Annotated in this window: 21 protein-coding genes; 1 reads left to right on the forward strand and 20 read right to left on the reverse strand. The window is 70.7% G+C overall.

The window, feature by feature from the left end:
- Positions 1 to 11: 11 nt before the first annotated feature.
- From metK to pyrR, 13 genes are all read right to left on the reverse strand, one after another.
- Complete coding sequence (gene metK, locus KUF83_RS24500) at positions 12 to 1,235, reverse strand: methionine adenosyltransferase (RefSeq protein WP_217457059.1); 1,224 nt, start codon at positions 1,233 to 1,235, stop codon at positions 12 to 14.
- Between the two features lie 237 nt (positions 1,236 to 1,472).
- Positions 1,473 to 2,675, reverse strand: coding sequence for a bifunctional phosphopantothenoylcysteine decarboxylase/phosphopantothenate--cysteine ligase CoaBC (gene coaBC / locus KUF83_RS24505; RefSeq protein ID WP_217457061.1), 1,203 nt, complete (start codon positions 2,673 to 2,675; stop codon positions 1,473 to 1,475).
- 102 nt (positions 2,676 to 2,777) lie between these two features.
- Positions 2,778 to 3,050, reverse strand: a complete 273-nt coding sequence (gene rpoZ, locus KUF83_RS24510; RefSeq protein WP_005319902.1) for a DNA-directed RNA polymerase subunit omega — start codon at positions 3,048 to 3,050, stop codon at positions 2,778 to 2,780.
- Between the two features lie 49 nt (positions 3,051 to 3,099).
- Positions 3,100 to 3,693 carry a guanylate kinase gene (gene gmk / locus KUF83_RS24515; RefSeq protein ID WP_217457063.1) on the reverse strand — a complete coding sequence of 198 codons (594 nt, stop codon included), beginning with the start codon at positions 3,691 to 3,693 and terminating at the stop codon, positions 3,100 to 3,102.
- 38 nt (positions 3,694 to 3,731) lie between these two features.
- Positions 3,732 to 4,055, reverse strand: coding sequence for an integration host factor (locus KUF83_RS24520; protein ID WP_005319887.1), 324 nt, complete (start codon positions 4,053 to 4,055; stop codon positions 3,732 to 3,734).
- A gap of 287 nt (positions 4,056 to 4,342) precedes the next feature.
- A complete protein-coding gene (gene pyrF, locus KUF83_RS24525; protein ID WP_217457064.1) occupies positions 4,343 to 5,191 on the reverse strand; it encodes an orotidine-5'-phosphate decarboxylase in 849 nt (282 codons plus the stop codon).
- Positions 5,188 to 6,297: a quinone-dependent dihydroorotate dehydrogenase gene (locus KUF83_RS24530; protein ID WP_217457065.1), complete on the reverse strand. Its 1,110-nt coding sequence runs from the start codon at positions 6,295 to 6,297 to the stop codon at positions 5,188 to 5,190. The genes pyrF and KUF83_RS24530 overlap by 4 nt, the downstream gene beginning before the upstream one ends.
- Before the next feature lie 110 nt (positions 6,298 to 6,407).
- Positions 6,408 to 9,716, reverse strand: a complete 3,309-nt coding sequence (gene carB / locus KUF83_RS24535; RefSeq protein ID WP_217457072.1) for a carbamoyl-phosphate synthase large subunit — start codon at positions 9,714 to 9,716, stop codon at positions 6,408 to 6,410.
- The gene (carA, locus tag KUF83_RS24540) at positions 9,709 to 10,881 is read right to left on the reverse strand and encodes a glutamine-hydrolyzing carbamoyl-phosphate synthase small subunit (RefSeq protein WP_217457073.1); all 1,173 of its coding nucleotides are present in this window, start codon (positions 10,879 to 10,881) and stop codon (positions 9,709 to 9,711) included. The genes carB and carA overlap by 8 nt, the downstream gene beginning before the upstream one ends.
- Positions 10,878 to 11,480 carry a hypothetical protein gene (locus KUF83_RS24545; protein WP_217457074.1) on the reverse strand — a complete coding sequence of 201 codons (603 nt, stop codon included), beginning with the start codon at positions 11,478 to 11,480 and terminating at the stop codon, positions 10,878 to 10,880. The genes carA and KUF83_RS24545 overlap by 4 nt, the downstream gene beginning before the upstream one ends.
- Positions 11,477 to 12,763: a dihydroorotase gene (locus KUF83_RS24550; protein ID WP_217457076.1), complete on the reverse strand. Its 1,287-nt coding sequence runs from the start codon at positions 12,761 to 12,763 to the stop codon at positions 11,477 to 11,479. Before KUF83_RS24550 ends, KUF83_RS24545 begins: the two co-directional genes overlap by 4 nt.
- A gap of 5 nt (positions 12,764 to 12,768) precedes the next feature.
- Positions 12,769 to 13,746, reverse strand: a complete 978-nt coding sequence (locus KUF83_RS24555; RefSeq protein WP_217457077.1) for an aspartate carbamoyltransferase catalytic subunit — start codon at positions 13,744 to 13,746, stop codon at positions 12,769 to 12,771.
- Positions 13,747 to 13,871: 125 nt separating this feature from the next.
- Complete coding sequence (gene pyrR / locus KUF83_RS24560) at positions 13,872 to 14,462, reverse strand: bifunctional pyr operon transcriptional regulator/uracil phosphoribosyltransferase PyrR (RefSeq protein ID WP_217457079.1); 591 nt, start codon at positions 14,460 to 14,462, stop codon at positions 13,872 to 13,874.
- A 244-nt stretch (positions 14,463 to 14,706) separates the two neighbouring features.
- Between pyrR and bldD the strand changes: the two genes are divergently transcribed.
- Entirely contained in the window at positions 14,707 to 15,207 is a 501-nt protein-coding gene (gene bldD, locus KUF83_RS24565) for a transcriptional regulator BldD (RefSeq protein ID WP_217457085.1), read from the forward strand.
- A 247-nt stretch (positions 15,208 to 15,454) separates the two neighbouring features.
- On the opposite strand, the gene nusB is transcribed toward bldD, so the two are convergent.
- The 7 genes from nusB to aroC all read right to left on the reverse strand — a co-directional run bounded on the left by nusB (position 15,455) and on the right by aroC (position 21,676).
- Positions 15,455 to 15,889 carry a transcription antitermination factor NusB gene (gene nusB, locus KUF83_RS24570; protein ID WP_217457087.1) on the reverse strand — a complete coding sequence of 145 codons (435 nt, stop codon included), beginning with the start codon at positions 15,887 to 15,889 and terminating at the stop codon, positions 15,455 to 15,457.
- Between the two features lie 2 nt (positions 15,890 to 15,891).
- The gene (gene efp / locus KUF83_RS24575; protein WP_217457088.1) at positions 15,892 to 16,458 is read right to left on the reverse strand and encodes an elongation factor P; all 567 of its coding nucleotides are present in this window, start codon (positions 16,456 to 16,458) and stop codon (positions 15,892 to 15,894) included.
- A gap of 59 nt (positions 16,459 to 16,517) precedes the next feature.
- Entirely contained in the window at positions 16,518 to 17,624 is a 1,107-nt protein-coding gene (locus tag KUF83_RS24580) for a M24 family metallopeptidase (protein WP_217457089.1), read from the reverse strand.
- Between the two features lie 183 nt (positions 17,625 to 17,807).
- The gene (locus KUF83_RS24585) at positions 17,808 to 18,725 is read right to left on the reverse strand and encodes a Pro-rich N-terminal domain-containing protein (RefSeq protein ID WP_217457090.1); all 918 of its coding nucleotides are present in this window, start codon (positions 18,723 to 18,725) and stop codon (positions 17,808 to 17,810) included.
- Positions 18,726 to 18,891: 166 nt separating this feature from the next.
- The gene (gene aroB, locus KUF83_RS24590; protein ID WP_217457091.1) at positions 18,892 to 19,983 is read right to left on the reverse strand and encodes a 3-dehydroquinate synthase; all 1,092 of its coding nucleotides are present in this window, start codon (positions 19,981 to 19,983) and stop codon (positions 18,892 to 18,894) included.
- Positions 19,980 to 20,495, reverse strand: coding sequence for a shikimate kinase (locus KUF83_RS24595; protein ID WP_217457092.1), 516 nt, complete (start codon positions 20,493 to 20,495; stop codon positions 19,980 to 19,982). The genes aroB and KUF83_RS24595 overlap by 4 nt, the downstream gene beginning before the upstream one ends.
- Positions 20,492 to 21,676, reverse strand: a complete 1,185-nt coding sequence (aroC, locus tag KUF83_RS24600) for a chorismate synthase (RefSeq protein ID WP_217457093.1) — start codon at positions 21,674 to 21,676, stop codon at positions 20,492 to 20,494. Before aroC ends, KUF83_RS24595 begins: the two co-directional genes overlap by 4 nt.
- Positions 21,677 to 21,757: the final 81 nt, after the last annotated feature.

Consider the following 21,757-nt stretch of genomic DNA (forward strand, 5'->3'; position numbering starts at 1 on the left):
GTGCGGCGGTACTAGAGCCCCGCGGCCTTCCGCAGTGCGTCCACCCGGTCGGTCCGCTCCCAGGTGAACTCGGGCAGCGCACGCCCGAAGTGGCCGTACGCGGCGGTCTGCGCGTAGATCGGCCGCAGCAGGTCGAGGTCGCGGATGATCGCGGCCGGGCGGAGGTCGAAGACCTCGGAGATGGCCGCCTCGATCTTCTCCGCGTCGACCTTGGCGGTACCGAAGGTCTCGACGAACAGACCGACGGGCTCGGCCTTGCCGATCGCGTACGCGACCTGGACCTCGCAGCGGGTGGCGAGGCCCGCCGCCACGACGTTCTTGGCGACCCAGCGCATGGCGTACGCGGCGGAGCGGTCGACCTTGGACGGGTCCTTGCCGGAGAAGGCGCCGCCGCCGTGGCGGGCCATGCCGCCGTACGTGTCGATGATGATCTTGCGGCCGGTGAGGCCGGCGTCGCCCATGGGGCCGCCGATCTCGAAGCGGCCGGTCGGGTTCACCAGGAGGCGGTAGCCCTCGGTCTCCAGCTTGATGCCGTCGTCCAGGAGGGCCTTCAGCTCGGGCTCCACCACGAACTCGCGGATGTCGGGCGCGAGCAGCGAGTCCAGGTCGATGTCCGACGCGTGCTGCGAGGAGACGACGACCGTGTCCAGGCGGACCGCCTTGTCGCCGTCGTACTCGATGGTGACCTGGGTTTTGCCGTCGGGGCGCAGGTACGGGATCGTCCCGTTCTTGCGGACGTCGGACAGGCGGCGCGAGAGGCGGTGCGCGAGGTGGATCGGGAGCGGCATGAGCTCCGGGGTCTCGTCCGTCGCGTAGCCGAACATCAGGCCCTGGTCGCCGGCACCCTGCTTGTCGAGCTCGTCGTCCTCGTCACCCGCGGCGGCACCCGCGACCCGCTTCTCGTACGCCGTGTCGACGCCCTGCGCGATGTCGGGGGACTGGGCGCCGATCGACACGGACACGCCGCAGGACGCTCCGTCGAAGCCCTTCTTCGAGGAGTCGTAGCCGATCTCGAGGATCTTGTCGCGCACGAGCTGCGCGATCGGTGCGTAGGCCTTGGTCGTGACCTCGCCGGCCACGTGCACGAGGCCGGTCGTGATCAGGGTCTCGACGGCGACCCGAGACGTCGGGTCCTCGCGCAGGAGTGCGTCGAGGATGGTGTCGCTGATCTGGTCAGCGATCTTGTCGGGGTGACCCTCGGTCACGGACTCCGAGGTGAACAGGCGACGGGACACAACGCTCCCTGGGGTTGCAGCGGCTGCTGGCTGATCATTGGCGGACGGCCGGGAGCTGCGCCCGGCGTCGTCCGAGAACAGTTTATCGGTCGCGCTCCGCCACGGGGCCACTGTCTCGCCTCTCGGAAGCGCTGTGACCTGCGGCACGGGCATTCTGCGACACGATGAACCGTCTCCGCCAGGTTCCCACACCCTTGTGCGCCGGTTTCAAGGGGTCTTGTGGAGCGAATGAGACGTTCACGCGAAGCGGCGCGCCACGAGGTCCCACACGGTTTCGGCCAGTGCTTCCTTGGGCCCGTGGGGCACGGGGGTCTCGCTTCCGTCGGCGCCCAGCACGACCGCTTCGTTGTCCTCGGAGCCGAACGTCCTGCGCTCCCCGACCTCGTTGACGACGAGGAGGTCGCAGCCCTTGCGGCGGAGCTTCGTCCGGCCGTTGGCCAGGACGTCGTCGGTCTCGGCGGCGAATCCGACGACCACCTGGCCCGAGCGGGCACGCTCCGCCGAGATCTCCGCGAGGATGTCCGGATTACGAACGAGAACGATGGGCTCCGGTTCCCGGCCGTCCTTCTTCTTGATCTTTCCCGCCGCGTATGCAGCAGGCCGGAAGTCGGCCACCGCCGCGGCCATCACCACGGCGTCGGCGTCCGGGGCCGCCTTGAGCACGGCCTCGCGCAACTGCACGGCGGTCCCGACCTGGATGACGTCGACGCCCGCGGGATCCGGCAGCTGGGTGTTCGCGGCGATCAGCGTGACCCGGGCGCCCCGGGCCGCGGCGGTGCGCGCGAGGGCGTACCCCTGCTTCCCGGAGGAACGGTTACCGAGGAAGCGGACCGGGTCGAGCGGCTCACGCGTGCCGCCCGCGCTGACGACGACGTGCCGGCCGGCGAGGTCCGGCTCGGCCGCCCCCCGGGCGAGCACCCGGCGGCAGGTCTCGAAGATCTCCGACGGGTCCGGCAGACGCCCCTTGCCGGTGTCCACTCCGGTCAGGCGCCCCACGGCGGGGTCGATGACGACGGCGCCGCGGCGGCGCAGCGTCGCCACGTTCTCCTGGGTGGCCGGGTGTTCCCACATCTCGGTGTGCATGGCGGGCGCGAAGACGACCGGACAGCGGGCGGTGAGCAGGGTGTTCGTGAGGAGGTCGTCGGCCAGGCCGTGGGCCGCCTTCGCCAGCATGTCGGCGGTGGCGGGAGCGACGACCACCAGGTCGGCGGCCTGCCCGATGCGCACGTGCGGCACCTCGTGCACGTCCGACCAGACCTCGGTCGAGACGGGATGGCCCGAGAGGGCGGACCAGGTCGCGGCGCCGACGAAGTGCAGCGCGGACTCGGTCGGCACGACGCGCACGTCGTGCCCCGACTCGGTCAGCCGGCGCAGCAGCTCGCACGCCTTGTAGGCGGCGATGCCGCCGCTGACCCCCAGGACTACCTTCGGCTTGTCCACGTCTCTCCCCGGACCTCGGAAAACGTACGCCTCCATCACACACCACAGGCCCGGCAGTCGTACTGCCGGGCCTGTGGATGAACGAACCGCAAGCTGAAAATACTACTGAGCAGGGCCCTCGATGGCCTCCGACGTCAGCAGACCCGCGTTGATCTCGCGCAGGGCGATGGAGAGCGGCTTCTCGTGGACGTGCGTGTCGACGAGGGGACCGACGTACTCGAGGAGACCTTCACCGAGCTGCGAGTAGTACGCGTTGATCTGGCGGGCACGCTTGGCCGCGTAGATCACGAGGCTGTACTTCGAGTCGGTTGCCTCGAGGAGCTCGTCGATCGGAGGGTTGATGATGCCCTCGGGCGCGGTGATGGAAGAGGACACGCTCTGCCTTCCGAAAGGTGGAAATTGACCTTAAAGGTGACCTGAAAGATCAAACAACTTCCGTCAAGGCTAGCAGCTCACGGGCCACGTCCTTGACAGAGGTGTTGACCAGGGTCTCGTCGAACTCCGGCTCGGCCGCCAGTTCGATCTTGGCGGCCTCCAGCCGGCGCTCGATCACCTCGGGCGGCTCGGTGCCCCGCCCGGTGAGCCGGCGCACGAGCTCCTCCCAGGAGGGAGGTGCCAGGAACACCAGCAGGGCGTCCGACATGGACTCACGGACCTGCCGGGCTCCCTGGAGGTCGATCTCCAGGAGGACCGGCTCGCCGGACTCCAGCCGTTCGAGCACGGCCGTGCGCGGAGTCCCGTAGCGGTTGCCCGCGAACTCCGCCCATTCGAGCAGCTCGCCGTTGGCGATCAGCTTGTCCATCTCCTCGTCACTGACGAAGAAGTAGTGGACGCCGTGCTTCTCCCCGGGGCGTGGCTTGCGGGTCGTCGCCGACACCGAGAGCCAGACCTCGGGGTGTTCCTTGCGCATATGGGCGACGACCGTGCTCTTGCCGACCCCTGAGGGGCCGGAGAGCACGGTCAGCCGCGGACGTACGTCCGGGGGTACGGGGGTCGTCCCCCGGGGTGTTGCAGCCATGCAGCGATTATCCAGGTTCTCGGGGGTGCCCGAGAACGTCAGGCGGCGCCGCCGCCGAACTCGCGCTCCAAGGAGGCGATCTGATTGGAGCCGAGACCCCGCACACGGCGACTTTCGGAGATCCCGAGTCGTTCCATGATCTGCTTGGCGCGGACCTTGCCCACGCCCGGCAGGGACTCGAGGAGAGCGGAGACCTTCATCTTGCCGATGACATCGTTCTCCTGACCCTGCTTGATGACCTCGTGAAGGGAGGCGCCGGAGTGCTTGAGTCGATTCTTGACCTCGGCCCGCTCCCGGCGAGCCGCGGCGGCCTTTTCGAGCGCGGCTGCGCGCTGTTCAGGGGTAAGGGGCGGAAGAGCCACGCCTACGTCACCTCGGATGTCGAACTGTCGGATACGGACCGGTGAGGAACCTAGTCGCCCCACACCTGGGGAGCAACGAGCAACGCTCTTGCCCGTTCTCCCCCGCTCTACGGAGAGCGCGGGGGTGCTCCCACTCGTCGGAGACTAGCGGGCAAGTCCGCCGGAGTCAGCGAGAACAGCGGAAAAGTCCTGGTCAGCCTCCATCGAGTCCGACATTTACGACAAAACGGCCCGGATTTGAGGATGTATTCAGACGCGGGACGCTCCGAGGACTCCTGCCCAGAGCGTTACGCAGTCCCGACCGCCGCCCTGATCTCCTCCGCGAAGACATCCGATGACGCGCGTAGCGCGGCGATGTCGGGTCCGTGACGCAGAACACCCCGGCTGACGTTCGGCACCACCTGGCGCACCGCCGCGCCGAAGACCCGCGGAAGGTCGGCCGGGGTCGCCCCCTGGGCGCCGATCCCGGGGGCGAGGAGCGGTCCGTTGATGTCCAGGTCGTAGGAGGACAGATCGCCGAGCGTGGCGCCGACGACCGCGCCGAAGGAGCCCATCGGGTCCTCGCCCGCGTTCTCCTCGGCGAGATGGGCCAGCATCGTCGCGCCCACGTTCCGCAGGGCGGTGTCCTCGGGGCGTACCGCGTGCTGCACCTCGGCGCCCTCCGGGTTGGAGGTGAGGGCGAGCACGAACAGACCGGAGCCGCTCGCCCGCGCGAGCTCGACCGCCGGCTTCAGCGACCCGTATCCGAGGTACGGCGAGACGGTCAGCGCGTCCGAGAAGAGCGGGGAGCCCTTCTCGAGGAAGGCGGCGGCGTAGGCCGCCATGGTGGAGCCGATGTCACCGCGCTTGGCGTCCATGACGACCAATGCCCCGGCCGCGCGCGCCTCCTCGACCGACTTCTCCAGCACGGCCACGCCGCGCGACCCGAAGCGCTCGAAGAACGCGCTCTGCGGCTTCAGTACGGCGACCCGGTCCGCCAGTGCCTCGACGACGGTGCGGCTGAAGCGCTCCAGGCCCGCGATGTCGTCGTTCAGGCCCCAGTCCGCGAGCAGGGAGGCGTGCGGGTCGATGCCGACGCACAGCGGCCCCCGCTCGTCCATGGCACGGCGCAGCCGCGCTCCGAATGACCCGGTCATACCGTCGTCCTCCTTACGTCGGCGCCGACCGCGTCGGCGAGGGTGGCGTACGGGCTGGTGCGCAGGCGGGCGGCGAGGCCCTTGTGGATCGCGCGGCCCCAGAACGGGCCCTCGTAGACGAACGCGCTGTAGCCCTGGACGAGCGTGGCGCCGGCCAGGATGCGCTGCCAGGCGTCCTCGGCGTTCTCGATCCCGCCGACGCCCACGAGGGTGATCCTGTCCCCCACGCGCGCGTAGAGGCGCCGCAGCACCTCCAGGGAGCGCGCTTTCAGGGGGGCGCCCGAGAGCCCGCCGGTCTCCTCGACCAGGTCGGGGCCGGATTCCAGACCGAGTCCCTCGCGCGCGATGGTGGTGTTCGTGGCGATGATCCCGTCCAGGCCGAGCTCGACGGCGAGGTCGGCCACGGCGTCGACGTCCTCGTCGGCGAGGTCGGGCGCGATCTTCACGAGCAGCGGCACGCGGCGCGTGGTCACGGTCCGGTCGGCGGCCTCGCGGACGGCGGTCAGCAGGGGGCGCAGCGACTCGGTGGCCTGGAGGTTGCGCAGGCCGGGCGTGTTCGGGGAGCTGACGTTGACCACGAGGTAGTCGGCGTGCGCGGCCAGCCGTTCGGTGGACTTCACGTAGTCGGCGGCGGCCTCGGCCTCCGGGACGACCTTGGTCTTGCCGATGTTGACGCCCAAGACCGTCCTGAAGACGGGCGTACGGGCCGCCAGGCGCCCGGCCACGGCCTCGGAACCCTCGTTGTTGAAGCCCATGCGGTTGATCAGCGCGCGGTCCGGCACGAGGCGGAACAGCCGCTTCCTGGGGTTGCCGGGCTGCGGCTCCCCCGTGACCGTGCCGATCTCGACGTGGTCGAAGCCGAGCATCGACATCCCGTCGATGGCCACGGCGTTCTTGTCGAAGCCCGCCGCGAGCCCGAAGGGACCGTGCATGCGCAGCCCGAACGCCTCGGTGCGCAGCTCCTTGTGCCGGGGCGCGAGCACGGCGGCGACGAAGGTCCGCAGGACGGGCACGCGGACGGCGAGCCGGATCCAGCGGAAGGCCAGGTGGTGGGCCTGCTCCGGGTCCATCCGCTGGAAGACGAGCCGGAAGAAGAGCTTGTACATGGTCGCTTTCCTGTGAAGAGGCTGGTCGCCCAGTGCCCCGAAGGGGCGCGGGGAACTGCGCGACCAGCCACGGCGTACCCGCGGGCGAGGCTCCGCAGCGAGCGGAGAGCTCAGTGGCGGGCCGCGGTCAGATGCTCGGCGTGTTCCTGCAGCGAACGCACGCCCACGTCGCCGTGGTTGAGCGCGTCGATGCCCTGGACGGCGGCGGCGAGCGCCTGGACCGTCGTCAGGCACGGCACGGACCGGGCGACGGCCGCGGTACGGATGTCGTAGCCGTCGAGGCGGCCGCCGGTGCCGTACGGCGTGTTGACGATGAGGTCGACCTCGCCCTCGTGGATGAGCTGGACGATCGTCTTCTCGCCGTTGGGGCCCTCGCCCTCGGACTGCTTGCGCACGACGACGGCGTTGATGCCGTTGCGCCTGAGCACCTCGGCCGTGCCGGAGGTGGCGAGCAGTTCGAAGCCGTGGGCGACGAGTTCACGCGCCGGGAAGATCATCGAGCGCTTGTCGCGGTTGGCGACGGAGATGAAGGCGCGGCCCTTGGTCGGCAGCGGACCGTAGGCGCCGGCCTGGGACTTGGCGTAGGCCGTGCCGAACACCGAGTCGATGCCCATGACCTCACCGGTGGAGCGCATCTCCGGGCCGAGGATCGTGTCGACGCCGCGGCCGTGGATGTCGCGGAAGCGCGACCACGGCATGACGGCCTCCTTGACGGAGATCGGCGCGTCCAGCGGCAGTTCCCCGCCGTCGCCGACGGCGGGCAGCAGGCCTTCCGCGCGCAGTTCGGCGACGGTCGCGCCCAGCGAGATCCGGGCGGCGGCCTTGGCGAGCGGCACCGCGGTCGCCTTCGAGGTGAAGGGGACGGTGCGTGAGGCGCGCGGGTTGGCTTCGAGGACGTACAGGATGTCGCCGGCCATCGCGAACTGGATGTTGATCAGTCCGCGCACGCCGACACCCTTGGCGATGGCCTCCGTCGAGGCCCGCAGCCGCTTGATGTCGAAGCCGCCGAGCGTGATCGGGGGCAGCGCGCAGGCCGAGTCGCCGGAGTGGATGCCGGCCTCCTCGATGTGCTCCATGACCCCGCCGAGGTACAGCTCGTGGCCGTCGTACAGCGCGTCCACGTCGATCTCGATCGCGTCGTCCAGGAAGCGGTCGACCAGGACCGGCCGGGACGGGCTGATCTCGGTGGACTCGGCGATGTACGAGGACAGCCGTGCCTCGTCGTACACGATCTCCATGCCGCGCCCGCCGAGGACGTACGAGGGCCGGACGAGGACGGGGTAGCCGATCTCGTCCGCGATGGCCTTGGCCCCGGCGAAGGTGGTGGCGGTGCCGTGCTTGGGCGCGGGCAGCCCGGCCTCCGCGAGCACCTGGCCGAAGGCGCCGCGGTCCTCGGCGGCGTGGATCGCCTCGGGCGGCGTGCCCACGACCGGGACGCCGTTGTCCTTGAGCGCCTGGGAGAGGCCCAGCGGGGTCTGTCCGCCGAGCTGGACGATCACGCCCGCGATCGGGCCGGCGAGCGTCTCCGCGTGGACGATCTCCAGCACGTCCTCCAGCGTGAGCGGCTCGAAGTACAGCCGGTCGGAGGTGTCGTAGTCCGTGGAGACGGTCTCGGGGTTGCAGTTGACCATCACGGTCTCGTAGCCCGCGTCGCTCAGCGCGAAGGAGGCGTGGACGCAGGAGTAGTCGAACTCGATGCCCTGGCCGATGCGGTTGGGGCCGGAGCCGAGGATGATCACCGCGGGCTTCTCGCGGGCCGCGACCTCGGTCTCCTCGTCGTACGAGGAGTAGAAGTACGGCGTCTTCGCCGCGAACTCGGCGGCGCAGGTGTCGACCGTCTTGTAGACCGGGCGTACGCCCAGCGCGTGCCGCACCTCGCGGACGACGTCCTCGCGCAGCCCGCGGATCTCGCCGATCTGGGCGTCGGAGAAACCGTGGCGCTTGGCCTCGGCGAGCAGCTCCGGGTCCAGCTTGTCGGCGGCGGCCAGCCCGTCCGCGAGCTCCTTGATCAGGAACAGCTGGTCCACGAACCACGGGTCGATCTTCGTCGCCTCGAAGACCTCCTCGGGCGTGGCGCCCGCGCGGATGGCCTGCATCACGGAATTGATGCGCCCGTCGGTCGGCCGGATGGCCTCGGCCAGCAGTTCGGCCTTGTCGCCGGGCTCGCCGACGAACGTGAACTGACTGCCCTTCTTCTCCAGCGAGCGCAGCGCCTTCTGCAGCGCCTCGGTGAAGTTCCGGCCGATCGCCATGGCCTCGCCGACCGACTTCATGGTCGTGGTGAGGGTCGAGTCGGCCGAGGGGAACTTCTCGAAGGCGAACCGCGGAGCCTTGACGACCACGTAGTCAAGCGTGGGCTCGAAGGAGGCCGGGGTCTTCTCCGTGATGTCGTTCGGGATCTCGTCGAGGGTGTAGCCGACGGCCAGCTTGGCGGCGATCTTGGCGATCGGGAAGCCGGTCGCCTTCGACGCGAGGGCCGAGGAGCGGGACACCCGCGGGTTCATCTCGATGACGATGATGCGGCCGTCGTCCGGGTTGACCGCGAACTGGATGTTGCAGCCGCCGGTGTCGACCCCCACCTCGCGGATGATCGCGATGCCGATGTCGCGCAGGCGCTGGTACTCGCGGTCGGTCAGCGTCATCGAGGGCGCCACGGTGATCGAGTCGCCGGTGTGGACGCCCATCGGGTCGAAGTTCTCGATGGAGCAGACGACCACGACGTTGTCGTTCTTGTCGCGCATCAGCTCCAGCTCGTACTCCTTCCAGCCGAGGATGGACTCCTCCAGGAGCACCTCGGTGGTCGGCGAGAGCGTGAGGCCCTGGCCGGCGATGCGGCGCAGTTCCTCCTCGTCGTGCGCGAAGCCGGAACCGGCGCCGCCCATGGTGAAGGAGGGGCGGACGACGACCGGGTAGCCGCCGAGCGTCTCGACGCCCGCGATGACGTCGTCCATGGAGTGGCAGATGACCGAGCGGGCGGACTCGCCGTGACCGATCTTCGCGCGGACGGCCTCGACGACGCCCTTGAAGAGGTCGCGGTCCTCGCCCTTGTTGATCGCCTCGACGTTGGCGCCGATCAGCTCGACGCCGTACTTCTCCAGCACACCCTGCTCGTGCATGGAGATGGCGGTGTTGAGGGCCGTCTGGCCGCCCAGGGTGGGCAGCAGCGCGTCGGGCCGCTCCTTGGCGATGATCTTCTCGACGAACTCCGGGGTGATCGGCTCGACGTACGTGGCGTCGGCGATCTCCGGGTCGGTCATGATCGTCGCCGGGTTGGAGTTGACGAGGACGACCCGCAGACCCTCGGCCTTGAGGACGCGGCAGGCCTGGGTGCCGGAGTAGTCGAACTCGGCGGCCTGGCCGATGACGATCGGGCCGGAGCCGATGACCAGGACGGACTGGATATCGGAGCGCTTAGGCACGCTGGCCCTCCATCGGGACGGTGTTCATCAAAGACGTGAAGCGGTCGAACAGGTAGGCGGCGTCGTGCGGGCCCGCTGCCGCCTCGGGGTGGTACTGGACGCTGAACGCGGGCTGGTCGAGCAGCTGCAGCCCCTCGACGACCTGGTCGTTCAGGCAGACGTGGCTGACCTCGGCCCGCCCGTAGGGGGTCTCGGAGACCTTGTCGAGCGGCGCGTCGACGGCGAAGCCGTGGTTGTGCGCGGTGACCTCGACCTTGCCGGTCGTACGGTCCTGCACGGGCTGGTTGATGCCCCGGTGCCCGTACTTGAGCTTGTAGGTGCCGAAGCCGAGGGCGCGGCCGAGGATCTGGTTGCCGAAGCAGATGCCGAACAGGGGCGTCTTCCGCTCCAGCACGGCCCGCATCAGGGCGACCGGGTGCTCGGCCTGCTCCGGGTCGCCGGGGCCGTTGGAGAAGAACACGCCGTCCGGGGCGACCGCGTAGATCTCCTCGACGGTCGCGGTGGCGGGCAGCACGTGCACCTCGATGCCGCGCTCGGCCATGCGGTGCGGGGTCATGCCCTTGATGCCGAGGTCCACGGCGGCGACGGTGTACTTCTTCTCGCCGATCGCGGGGACGACGTACGCCTCCTCGGTGGCCACCTCCTCGTAGAGGTTGGCGCCCTTCATCTCGGGGGCCCGGCGCACCTCGGCCAGCATGGTGGCGTCGTCGGGCAGGCTCTCGCCGGAGAAGATGCCGACGCGCATGGCGCCTCGCTCACGCAGGTGGCGGGTGAGCGCGCGGGTGTCGATGCCGCTGATGCCGACGACTCCCTGCGCGGCCAGCTCGTCGTCCAGCGTGCGCCGGGAGCGCCAGCTGGACGGCACGCGCGCGGGGTCGCGTACGACGTATCCGGAGACCCAGATCTTCCGGGACTCCATGTCCTCGTCGTTGATGCCGGTGTTGCCGACGTGCGGGGCGGTCATCACGACGACCTGCCGGTGGTACGACGGGTCGGTGAGGGTCTCCTGGTAGCCGGTCATCCCGGTGGAGAACACCGCCTCCCCGAACGTCACCCCCACGGCCCCGTAGGCACGGCCGCGGAAGGTCCGGCCGTCCTCCAGGACGAGTACGGCGGGAGCCGCCTTCTGCCTCTGCGAGGCGGTCCCCTCAATGGAGGTCGTCATCGTGCGCCTTCCGTGTCGCTGCTCTTGTCGATCATGTGGTTCAGGGTGTCGACCCATTCGTTGTGCTCGGCCGCGCGGTCGGAGCGGAACCCGGAGTCGATCAGCCGGTCGCCGTGTTCCCAGGTGACGACGAGCAGACCGCCCTCGGTGAGGACCTTGCCCGCGATGCCCTTGTCGAGCCGGGCCTCGCGCAGCCGCTCGGCCGGGACGAAGAAGTCGGCCGCTCCGGGCCGTACGACGTCCAGTCCCGCGTCCGTCAGTGTCACCTCGACCCGGCTGCGGGTGCCCAGGCCGTGCGCCACGATGCGGTCGAGCCACTGACCGGCGGTCGTCGAACCGTGGTAGCGGCCGCTCATCGACAGCACCGTCAGTCTGGCGTCGCCGGGCTCTTCCGGCGCGGTGGGCAGCTCGGGCAGGTCGCCCTGTAGCGTGCCGCGCCACTTCCAGCCCTCGCGCATCAGCCAGTAGACGAGCGCGACGAACAGGACGAGGCCGACGAGCCAGCCGATCCGGGCGGCCCAGTCGGTCACTTCCGCGGACTTCTGTTCGGCTGCGAGGCCGGTTGCGATCTCCGCTGCAAGGGGGGTGAGTGATGTCACGCGAGCTTCCCGTCGACGAGCGTGGCCCTGCCCCGCAGCCACGTGTGCGTGACACGGCCCGGCAGCTCACGACCCTCGTACGGAGTGTTGCGGCTGCGCGATGCGAAGCCCGCGGGGTCCACCTCACCACGGTATGCCGTGTCGACCAGCGTGAGGTTGGCGGGCTCACCTGCCGAGACGGGACGGCCGTGCCCCTGCGTGCGGCCGATCTCGGCGGGCTTGCGGGACATGCGGTCCGCCACACCGGCCCAGTCGAGCAGCCCGGTCTCGACCATCGTCTGCTGCACGACGGAGAGCGCGGTCTCCAGGCCCACCATGCCCATGGCGGCGGCGGCCCACTCGCAGTCCTTGTCCTCGTGCGGGTGGGGGGCGTGGTCGGTGGCGACGATGTCGATCGTGCCGTCGGCGAGCGCCTCGCGCAGGGCCAGCACGTCGCGCTCGGTGCGCAGCGGCGGGTTGACCTTGTAGACGGGGTTGTACGAGCGCACCAGCTCCTCGGTGAGGAGCAGGTGGTGCGGGGTGACCTCGGCGGTGACGTCGATGCCGCGCGACTTGGCCCACCGCACGATCTCGACGGAGCCCGCGGTCGACAGGTGGCAGATGTGGACGCGGGAGCCGACGTGCTCCGCGAGCAGCACGTCCCGGGCGATGATCGATTCCTCGGCCACCGCGGGCCAGCCGCCGAGCCCGAGTTCCGCGGAGACGATGCCCTCGTTCATCTGGGCGCCCTCGGTGAGGCGGGGCTCCTGCGCGTGCTGGGCGACGACGCCGCCGAAGGCCTTCACGTACTCCAGCGCGCGTCGCATGATCACGGCGTCGTCGACGCACTTGCCGTCGTCGGAGAAGACGGTGACACCGGCGGCCGACTCGTGCATCGCGCCCAGTTCGGCGAGCTTCTTGCCCTCCAGGCCGACGGTGACGGCGCCGATGGGCTGCACGTCGCAGTAGCCGTGCTCCTGCCCGAGCCGGTAGACCTGCTCGACGACGCCGGCGGTGTCGGCGACCGGGAAGGTGTTGGCCATGGCGAACACGGCCGTGTAGCCGCCGCTCGCTGCGGCGCGCGTGCCGGTCAGGACCGTCTCGGAGTCCTCGCGGCCGGGCTCGCGCAGATGGGTGTGCAGGTCGACGAGTCCCGGCAGGAGCACCTTGCCGTCGGCCTCGACGACCTCGGCGCCCTCCGCCGGGAGACCCGTACCGACCTCGGCGACCGTGTCGCCGTCGATCAGGACGTCCTGCGGCTCGCCACCGAGCACCCGCGCACCACGAATAAGGATCTTGCCCATGAGTCTTACTTCTCCTCGGTACGGGTGTGGGTGACGGCGGGTTCGTTGCCGCCGAGCAGCAGATAGAGCACGGCCATCCGGATGGAGACGCCGTTGGTGACCTGCTCGACGACGGTGCAGCGGTCGGAGTCGGCGACCTCGGCGGTGATCTCCATACCGCGGACCATCGGGCCGGGGTGCATCACGATGGCGTGCTCGGGCATCCGCGCCATGCGGTCGCCGTCGAGCCCGTAGCGCCGCGAGTACTCGCGCTCGGTGGGGAAGAACGCCGCGTTCATCCGCTCGCGCTGGACCCGCAGCAGCATCACCGCGTCGGACTTGGACAGCGTGCTGTCGAGGTCGTACGAGACCTCGCAGGGCCAGGTCTCGACACCCACGGGGACCAGGGTCGGCGGGGCCACGAGGGTGACCTCGGCGCCGAGGGTGTGGAGCAGGTCCACGTTCGAGCGGGCCACACGGCTGTGCAGGATGTCGCCGACCAGCGTGATGCGCTTGCCGGCCAGGTCCTGGCCGAGGCCCGCGTCCCGGCCGACGAGCCGGCGCCGCATCGTGAAGGCGTCCAGCAGCGCCTGGGTGGGGTGCTGGTGGGTGCCGTCCCCGGCGTTGATGACGGCGGCGTCGATCCAGCCGGAGGTCGCGAGGCGGTACGGGGCTCCGGAGGCGCCGTGCCGGATGACGACGGCGTCGACGCCCATCGCCTCCAGGGTCTGGGCGGTGTCCTTCAGGGACTCGCCCTTGGAGACGCTGGACCCCTTGGCGGTGAAGTTGATGACGTCGGCGGAGAGGCGCTTCTCGGCGGCCTCGAAGGAGATCCGGGTCCGGGTCGAATCCTCGAAGAAGAGGTTGACGACGGTGCGGCCGCGCAGGGTCGGCAGTTTCTTGATCGGCCGGTCGGCGACCCGGGCCATCTCCTCGGCGGTGTCGAGGATCAGGACGGCGTCGTCGCGGGTGAGGTCGGCGGCCGAGATGAGATGACGCTGCATCTTTCAGGCTCCGTAAGGCAGTTCAGGTCGGGAAGCGGGCGCCCGGGGTGTGCCCTGGAGGCACGGCCGGGCAGGCGGGGGGGCGCGCGTGGACGCGGCGTACGGCGGGGCCGTACGGCCGGGTGCTACTGCTGCCCGCCCGGGGCGGTCTGCTTCACACCGAGCAGCACGGTGTCGCGACCGTCCTCCTCGGCGAGCTGGACCTTGACCGTCTCCCGCAACGACGTGGGGAGGTTCTTGCCGACGTAGTCGGCGCGGATCGGGAGTTCGCGGTGACCGCGGTCGACGAGGACCGCGAGCTGCACGGCGCGCGGGCGGCCGATGTCGTTCAGCGCGTCGAGGGCGGCGCGGATGGTACGGCCGGAGAAGAGCACGTCGTCGACGAGGACGACCAGCCGGCCGTCGATCCCGTCACCGGGGATGTCGGTACGGGCCAGCGCGCGCGGCGGATGCATGCGCAGGTCGTCGCGGTACATGGTGATGTCGAGGGAGCCGACCGGGATCGTGCGGCCGGTGATCTCCTGGAGCTTGGCGGCGAGCCGCCGGCCCAGGAAGACGCCCCGGGTCGGGATGCCGAGGAGCACCACGTCGTCGGCGCCCTTGGCGCGCTCGACGATCTCGTGGGCGATGCGGGTCAGGACCCGGGCGATGTCGGGTGCTTCCAGTACGGGCCGCGCATCGGACTCGTACTGCTGCTTCTGCTGATCAGTGTCCATACGAAACGGACCCCCTTCTCCGCCTCACGGGACGGATCATTAAAGGACGTCGGAATTGCGCCATCAACGGTACCAGCCCGGCAATGCCCCTGATCACCACCCTCGTCCCGGCCGTCACCCCCTTGCGCGGGGAGGCCGGTCCGGACCATTCGGCTTGACGAGGCAGAGTCACGCTGCGTAACCTCACAGTGAGTCACCAGCCGCGCGGCCGAGCCGCACGTCGACACCGTGTCCGGGGAGCCATATGTCCAGCGAATACGCCAAACAGCTCGGGGCCAAGCTCCGCGCCATCCGTACCCAGCAGGGCCTTTCCCTCCACGGCGTCGAGGAGAAGTCCCAGGGCCGCTGGAAGGCGGTCGTGGTCGGTTCGTACGAGCGCGGCGACCGCGCCGTGACCGTACAGCGTCTCGCGGAGCTGGCGGACTTCTACGGCGTGCCCGTGCAGGAGCTGCTGCCGGGCACCACGCCGGGCGGAGCGGCCGAGCCGCCGCCGAAGCTGGTGCTGGACCTGGAGCGGCTGGCCCACGTGCCGGCCGAGAAGGCAGGTCCCCTGCAGCGCTACGCGGCGACGATCCAGTCCCAGCGCGGCGACTACAACGGCAAGGTGCTGTCGATCCGCCAGGACGACCTGCGCACACTCGCCGTCATCTACGACCAGTCGCCCTCGACGCTCACCGAGCAGCTGATCAGCTGGGGCGTCCTGGACGCGGACGCGCGCCGCGCGGTCTCCCACGACGAGGGCTGACCCGCACCAGCACTGAGAAGAAACGTGCCGCCGGGGTGGCCGGAACCAAGTGGTTCCGGCCACCCCGGCGGCTTTCTGCGGGCCTGCGAGCCCTCGGAGGCACAGGGACGCCGGAGGGCCCCCAGCGTGAGGCTGGGGGCCCTCCGGCGTCTCTATGGTGCGTGCCCGCGCCCGAGGGCGCGGGGACCTGCGCGTACCGGCCCGGGACGATCCGCGCGTCACTTCGGAGCGCGCGGAGCGCCGAGGGTCAGACGTCGTCCCGGCGCAGCGAGGACTTGAGCTCCTTGAAGCGGCCGAGCAGGCCGTTCACGAAGGCGGGCGACTCGTCCGTGGAGAACTCCTTGGCGAGCTGCACCGCCTCGTCGAGCACGACCGCGTCCGGGGTCTCGTCCACCCAGATCAGTTCGTAGGCACCGAGGCGCAGGATGTTGCGGTCGACGACCGGCATCCTGTCGAGCGTCCAGTCGACGGCGTACTGCGAGATGAGCTCGTCGATGCGCTTCGCGTAGGTCGCGTAGCCCTCGACCAGCTGCATCGTGTACTCGCTCACCGGCGGCTGCCGGGTGTCGGACCGGGAGTGCCGGATCCAGTCCCCGAGGACCGTCTGGACGTCCACGCCGCGCTGGTCACCCTCGAAGAGGATCTGGAAGGCGCGCTTGCGGGCCGTATTGCGGGCAGCCACGGTTAGCTGTTCACCCGGCCGAGGTAGTCGCTCGTGCGGGTGTCGACCTTGATCTTCTCGCCGGTGGTGATGAAGAGCGGCACGTTGATCTGGTGGCCGGTCTCCAGGATGGCGGGCTTGGTGCCGCCCGTGGAGCGGTCGCCCTGGACACCGGGCTCGGTCTCCTGGACGACGAGCTCGACGGCGGCCGGCAGCTCGACGAAGAGCACCTCGCCCTCGTGCTGCGCCACGGTGGCCGTGAAGCCCTCGATCAGGAAGTTGGCGGCGTCGCCGACAGCCTTGCGGTCGACCATGAGCTGGTCGTAGGTCTGCATGTCCATGAAGACGAAGTACTCGCCGTCCATGTACGAGAACTGCATGTCGCGCTTGTCGACAGTGGCCGTCTCGACCTTGACGCCGGCGTTGAACGTCTTGTCGACGACCTTGCCGGAAAGCACGTTCTTCAGCTTGGTGCGCACGAAGGCCGGGCCCTTGCCGGGCTTGACGTGCTGGAACTCGACGACGGACCAGAGCTGGCCCCCGTCGAGCTTGAGCACCAGGCCGTTCTTGAGGTCGTTCGTGGAAGCCACGGTTGCGGAATCTCCTGGACTGACGTGGACGACCCCGGTGGCACGCGCACGGCTCGAAGCTAGAGCGCGAGCAGTTCCTTGGTCGTGATGGTGAGTAGCTCGGGTCCGCCGTCCGCCTCGGGGCGCACGACGAGCGTGTCATCGATCCGGACGCCGCCCCGTCCCGGGAGGTGGACCCCCGGTTCGACGGTGACCGGCACGCAAGCGTCCAGTTTACCCATGGCCGCGGGGGCCAACTGCGGGTCCTCGTCGATTTCGAGCCCCACGCCGTGTCCGGTACACGGAGGGAGGCCCTCCGTGTACCCCGCGGAGTCCAGTACCTGGCGGGCCGCGCGGTCCACGTCACGGTAGGCGGCGCCGGGCACCAGGGCCTCCCGGCCGGCCCGCTGGGATGCGAAGACGAGGTCGTACAGCTCGATCTGCCAGTCGGCGGGCGAGGTGCCGATGACGAAGGTACGGCCGATCTCACCGCGGTATCCGCGGTAGGTCGCTCCGAGGCAGACGGAGAGAAAATCTCCTTCCTCGACCCGGCGGTCGGTGGGCCGGTGGCCGCGGCGCCCGGAGTTCGGTCCCGTGCCGACCGAGGTCCGGAAGGCCGGGCCGTCGGCTCCGTGGTCGACCAGGCGGCGTTCCAGCTCCAGCGCGAGATGCCGTTCGGTGCGGCCGACCAGGATCGACTCGAGGAGTTCCCCCAGGGCCTGGTCCGCGATCTCGGCGCCGATGCGCAGGCAGGAGATCTCCTCCTCGCCCTTGATCACGCGCTGCTGTTCGACGGCTCCGCCGAGGTCGCCGAGGCGCAGCCGGGGTGCCACCGAGACGATCGCCCGGTGCCGGCCCACGGTCAGATGGTGTTCCTCCACGGCGAGGGACTCGGCCCCCTGGGCCGCGGCGAGATCCGCGGCCGCGACGGCGGGGTCACCCCCGGGGCTCGGCAGCGCGTGGATCCGCAGGCCCTCGTCCGGACGGCCCTGCCCGGCCGGGGTCTCGGGGGGAGCCCCGTACACGAGCAGGTCCTCGGTCTTGCCCAGCAGGAGAACGGCGTCGTGCGGGGTCGCGCCCGTGAGATATCGGACGTTGGCGGGGCGGGAGATCAGCGCCGCGACGCTGCCGCTCGCGTTGCAGCGTTCCCGTAGCCGCGCTCGGCGGGCCTCGTACACCTCGGACATGGGACGAGCGTAGGAGCTGTGTCCGGGGAGCGCCGGTCGAGTGGGGCCGAGTGGGCGGGAGCCGAACGGAGGACGAGGGTCCGGCCGAAGGCTGTTCGCCGGGGCGGGGGCTGCGGGTCTGCGGGGGCTCGTCGCGCGGTCCCCGGTCCCTGGCGGGCCGGGCTCAGCTCCCCCGAGAGTTCCCTACCACTGGGGCGGGCTTGCGATGGACCGCGCCAGTACGTCGTCCAGGACCCGGGCCGTCTGCGGTACGTCGAGCTGGGAGTTGTCGATGATCGGCAGGCCCGACCCGTACCAGCCGGCCATCCTGCCGTGGATGCGGGCCACTTCCTCGTCGGTGAGACGGCGGTTTCCGGAGCGCTCGGCGTTGCGCTCCAGGACTATCTCCAGGCCCGGCAGGAGGACGACCGGCAGCAGGCCGGGCCCGACGTGCCGCTTCCAGCCGCCGAGGCCCACGACGGGCCGGTCGGGGAAGACGGCGTCGTCGAGGATGCAGGAGATGTTGTTGGCCAGGAAGTTACGGGCGGCGAAGCCGCAGGTGCGGCGGGCGAGACGGTACTGCGCCTCCGAGCTGTCGTTCCACCCGGACTGCGGGTCGGCGAAACCCGAGCGCACCCATTCCCGCACGTCGTCCAGGCTGATGTGCGCGGTGGGCACCCGGCGGTGGTCCGCCCAGTACTTGGCGACGCTGGTCTTGCCCGCGCCCGCGGGCCCGATGAGCAGCACGGCGAGCGTCGTGGACGTCGGGTCGGGAGTGCCGGTCGCGGGCGGCGCGCTCGGCATCGGGACGGGGCCGCCCGGCGGCAGCTGCACGTGGCCCGTGGTGTCCGGCGTCGGCGGTGCGGGAGCGTGGTGCGGGATCGTGTGGTGCGGCGCGGGCGGATGGCCCGGCGGGTGCGGGGCGGCGGGGCCGGTCGGCGCTCCGGCGAACCCGGGCGGCGGACCCGCGGGCGGGTTCACCGGCGCCGGTCCCGGGTGCGGGCCCGCGTGGGTACCCGGGTGGTGCGGTCCCGTGTGTGGTGCGGCCCCGGACCAGCCGGCGGCCGGTCCGTGCCCCTGCTGGTGGGGCGGCGGCAGCGGAGGCCCCACTGCGTGCTGCATCCGGTGCCACTCCGTCTCGTACAGGCAATGGGCGCTGGCAGCGAGGCACCAGCCCCGCTCCCCTACCGAACGGTACCGTCCCCGGGCGCCGTTTGGTGAACGGCCGGGGACGGCCCGAAGTGCCCGTCCACGTAAGGCGAATCGCCCCAAGTGTCGCCCGCGGCGGCTATTCGCCCACTTCGCCGTAGGCGGCGAGAAGGACCGCCGGGTCGGGGCCCTCCAGGACGGTGGGCTTGGCCAGGCCGTCCAGAACGATGAAGCGGAGCAGGTTGCCGCGGGACTTCTTGTCGACCTTCATGGTCTCCAGGAGCTTGGGCCACTGGTCGTAGCGGTAGGCCAGCGGCAGCCCGACGGACTCCAGGATCGTACGGTGCCGGTCCGCGGTCGCGTCGTCCAACCGCCCGGCCAGACGGCCCAGTTCGGCCGCGAAGTGCATGCCGACCGCCACCGCGGCGCCGTGCCGCCACTGGTAGCGCTCGTTCTTCTCGATGGCGTGGGCGAGGGTGTGTCCGTAGTTGAGGATCTCCCGCAGCCCGGCCTCCTTCAGGTCGGAGGAGACGACCTCGGCCTTGACCTTGATGGAGCGCTCGATGAGCTCGGCGGTGTGCGGCCCGGCGGGGGTACGGGCGCCCTGCGGGTCGGCCTCGATGAGTTCGAGGATCTCGGGGTCGGCGATGAAACCGGCCTTGATGATCTCGGCGAGCCCCGACACGAAGTCGTTGACCGGCAGAGAGTCCAGGGCGGCCAGGTCGCACAGCACGCCGGCCGGCGGGTGGAAGGCGCCGACGAGGTTCTTGCCCTCGGCGGTGTTGATGCCGGTCTTGCCGCCGACCGCGGCGTCCACCATGGCCAGCACGGTCGTCGGCACGGCGATCCAGCGCACCCCGCGCAGCCAGGTCGCGGCGACGAACCCGGCCAGGTCGGTGGTGGCGCCGCCGCCGACGCCGACGATCACGTCGCTGCGGGTGAAGCCGGACTGCCCGAGCGCCTTCCAGCAGTAGGCGGCGACCTCGGCGGTCTTGGCCTCCTCCGCGTTGGGCACCTGGATGGCCACGGCCTCGAAGCCCTGACCGGCGAGGTCCGCGCGCAGCGCGTCACCGGTCTCGGCGAGCGCCTCGGGGTGGATCACCGCGACCCGCTGGGCCCGCTCCCCCACCAACGCGCCCAGCTCTCCGAGCAGTTGGCGGCCGACCAGGACCTCGTACGGCTCGCTGCCCGCCGTGCCGCCGACGTGGATCCGCGTCACTGCCTCGCTCATGCTTCCTTCAACTCCAGTGCGTCGAGGACCGCTTGGGTGACCTCGTCGGGGGTACGGCCGTCGGTCGCCACCACCGCGCCGGCGACCTCGCTGTACAGGTGACGGCGGGCGTCCATCAGCTCACGCCACTGCCGGCGCGGGTTGACCGCCAGCAGCGGCCGGGCCGCGTTGAGTCCCGTGCGCTGCACGGCTTCCTCGACGTCCATCGAGAGATACACGACGGGATGCCCGGCGAGCAGCGCCCGGGTGTCCGCGTCGAGGACGGAGCCGCCGCCCAGCGCCAGGACGCCGTCGTGTTCCGCCAGGGCCCGGCGCACGGCCTGCTTCTCGAGTGCGCGGAAGGCCGGTTCGCCCTCGTCCACGAAGATGTCCGCGATGGTGCGGCCCTGCTCGGCCACGATGTCCTCGTCGGTGTCCCGGTAGCGGCAGCCCAGCCGCTGCGCGAGGAGCGCCCCCACCGTGGACTTGCCGACTCCCATCGGGCCGACCAGCACCACTGTGGGACCGCTCATCGCACGACCAGGTTCTCGAGGTACGACTCGACGTTGCGCCGGGTCTCCGGCACGCTGTCCCCGCCGAACTTCTCCGCGACCGCGTCCGCCAGGACCAGCGCGACCATCGCCTCGGCGACGATCCCCGCCGCCGGCACCGCGCACACGTCCGAGCGCTGGTGGTGCGCCTTGGTCGCCTCGCCGGTCGCCACGTCGATGGTCGCCAGCGCCCGCGGAACCGTGGCGATGGGCTTCATCGCCGCCCGTACGCGCAGCAGTTCGCCCGTCGTCAGACCGCCCTCGGTGCCACCGGAGCGGCCCGAGGTGCGCCGGATGCCCTCGTCGGTGTGGACGATCTCGTCGTGGGCCTTGGAGCCGGGCACCCGCGCGAGGTCGAAGCCGTCTCCGACCTCCACGCCCTTGATCGCCTGAATGCCCATCAGCGCCGCCGCCAGCCGGGCGTCGAGGCGCCGGTCCCAGTGCACGTGCGAGCCGAGCCCCACCGGCACGCCGTACGCCAGGACCTCGACCACACCACCGAGGGTGTCGCCGTCCTTGTGGGCCTGGTCGATCTCCGCGACCATCGCCTTCGAGGCGTCCGCGTCCAGGCAGCGCACCGGATCCGCGTCCAGCCTCTCGACGTCGGCGGGGGTCGGCAGGACGCCGTAGGGGGCCTTCGCCGCGGCCAGCTCCACCACGTGCGAGACGACCTCGATGCCGGCGGTCTCCTTCAGGTACGAACGGGCCACCGCACCCAGCGCCACCCGCGCCGCGGTCTCCCGGGCGGACGCCCGCTCCAGGATCGGCCGCGCCTCGTCGAACCCGTACTTCTGCATACCGGCGAGGTCGGCGTGACCGGGCCGCGGCCGCGTCAGCGGGGCGTTGCGCGCCAGCTCACCCAGGACCTGCGGGTCCACCGGGTCGGCCGCCATCACCTGCTCCCACTTGGGCCACTCGGTGTTGCCCACCATCACCGCGACCGGCGAGCCCAGCGTCAGACCGTGACGCACGCCGCCCAGGAAGGTGACCTCGTCCCGCTCGAACTTCATCCGCGCACCGCGCCCGTAGCCCAGGCGTCGCCGGGCCAGGTGATCCGCCACCATGTCGGTGGTGATCGGCACGCCGGCGGGAAGACCCTCCAGCGTCGCCACAAGTGCGGGTCCGTGGGACTCCCCCGCGGTCAGCCAGCGCAACCTGCTCAACGGATCTCCTCATACTCGCGACCTGGTACTGCGTCCTGCCTGTGCGTACACGCGTCCTCGCGTACGGCGACGGCGTGGCCG

This window comes from Streptomyces sp. BV286, from assembly GCF_019090165.1.
Lineage (GTDB): Bacteria > Actinomycetota > Actinomycetes > Streptomycetales > Streptomycetaceae > Streptomyces.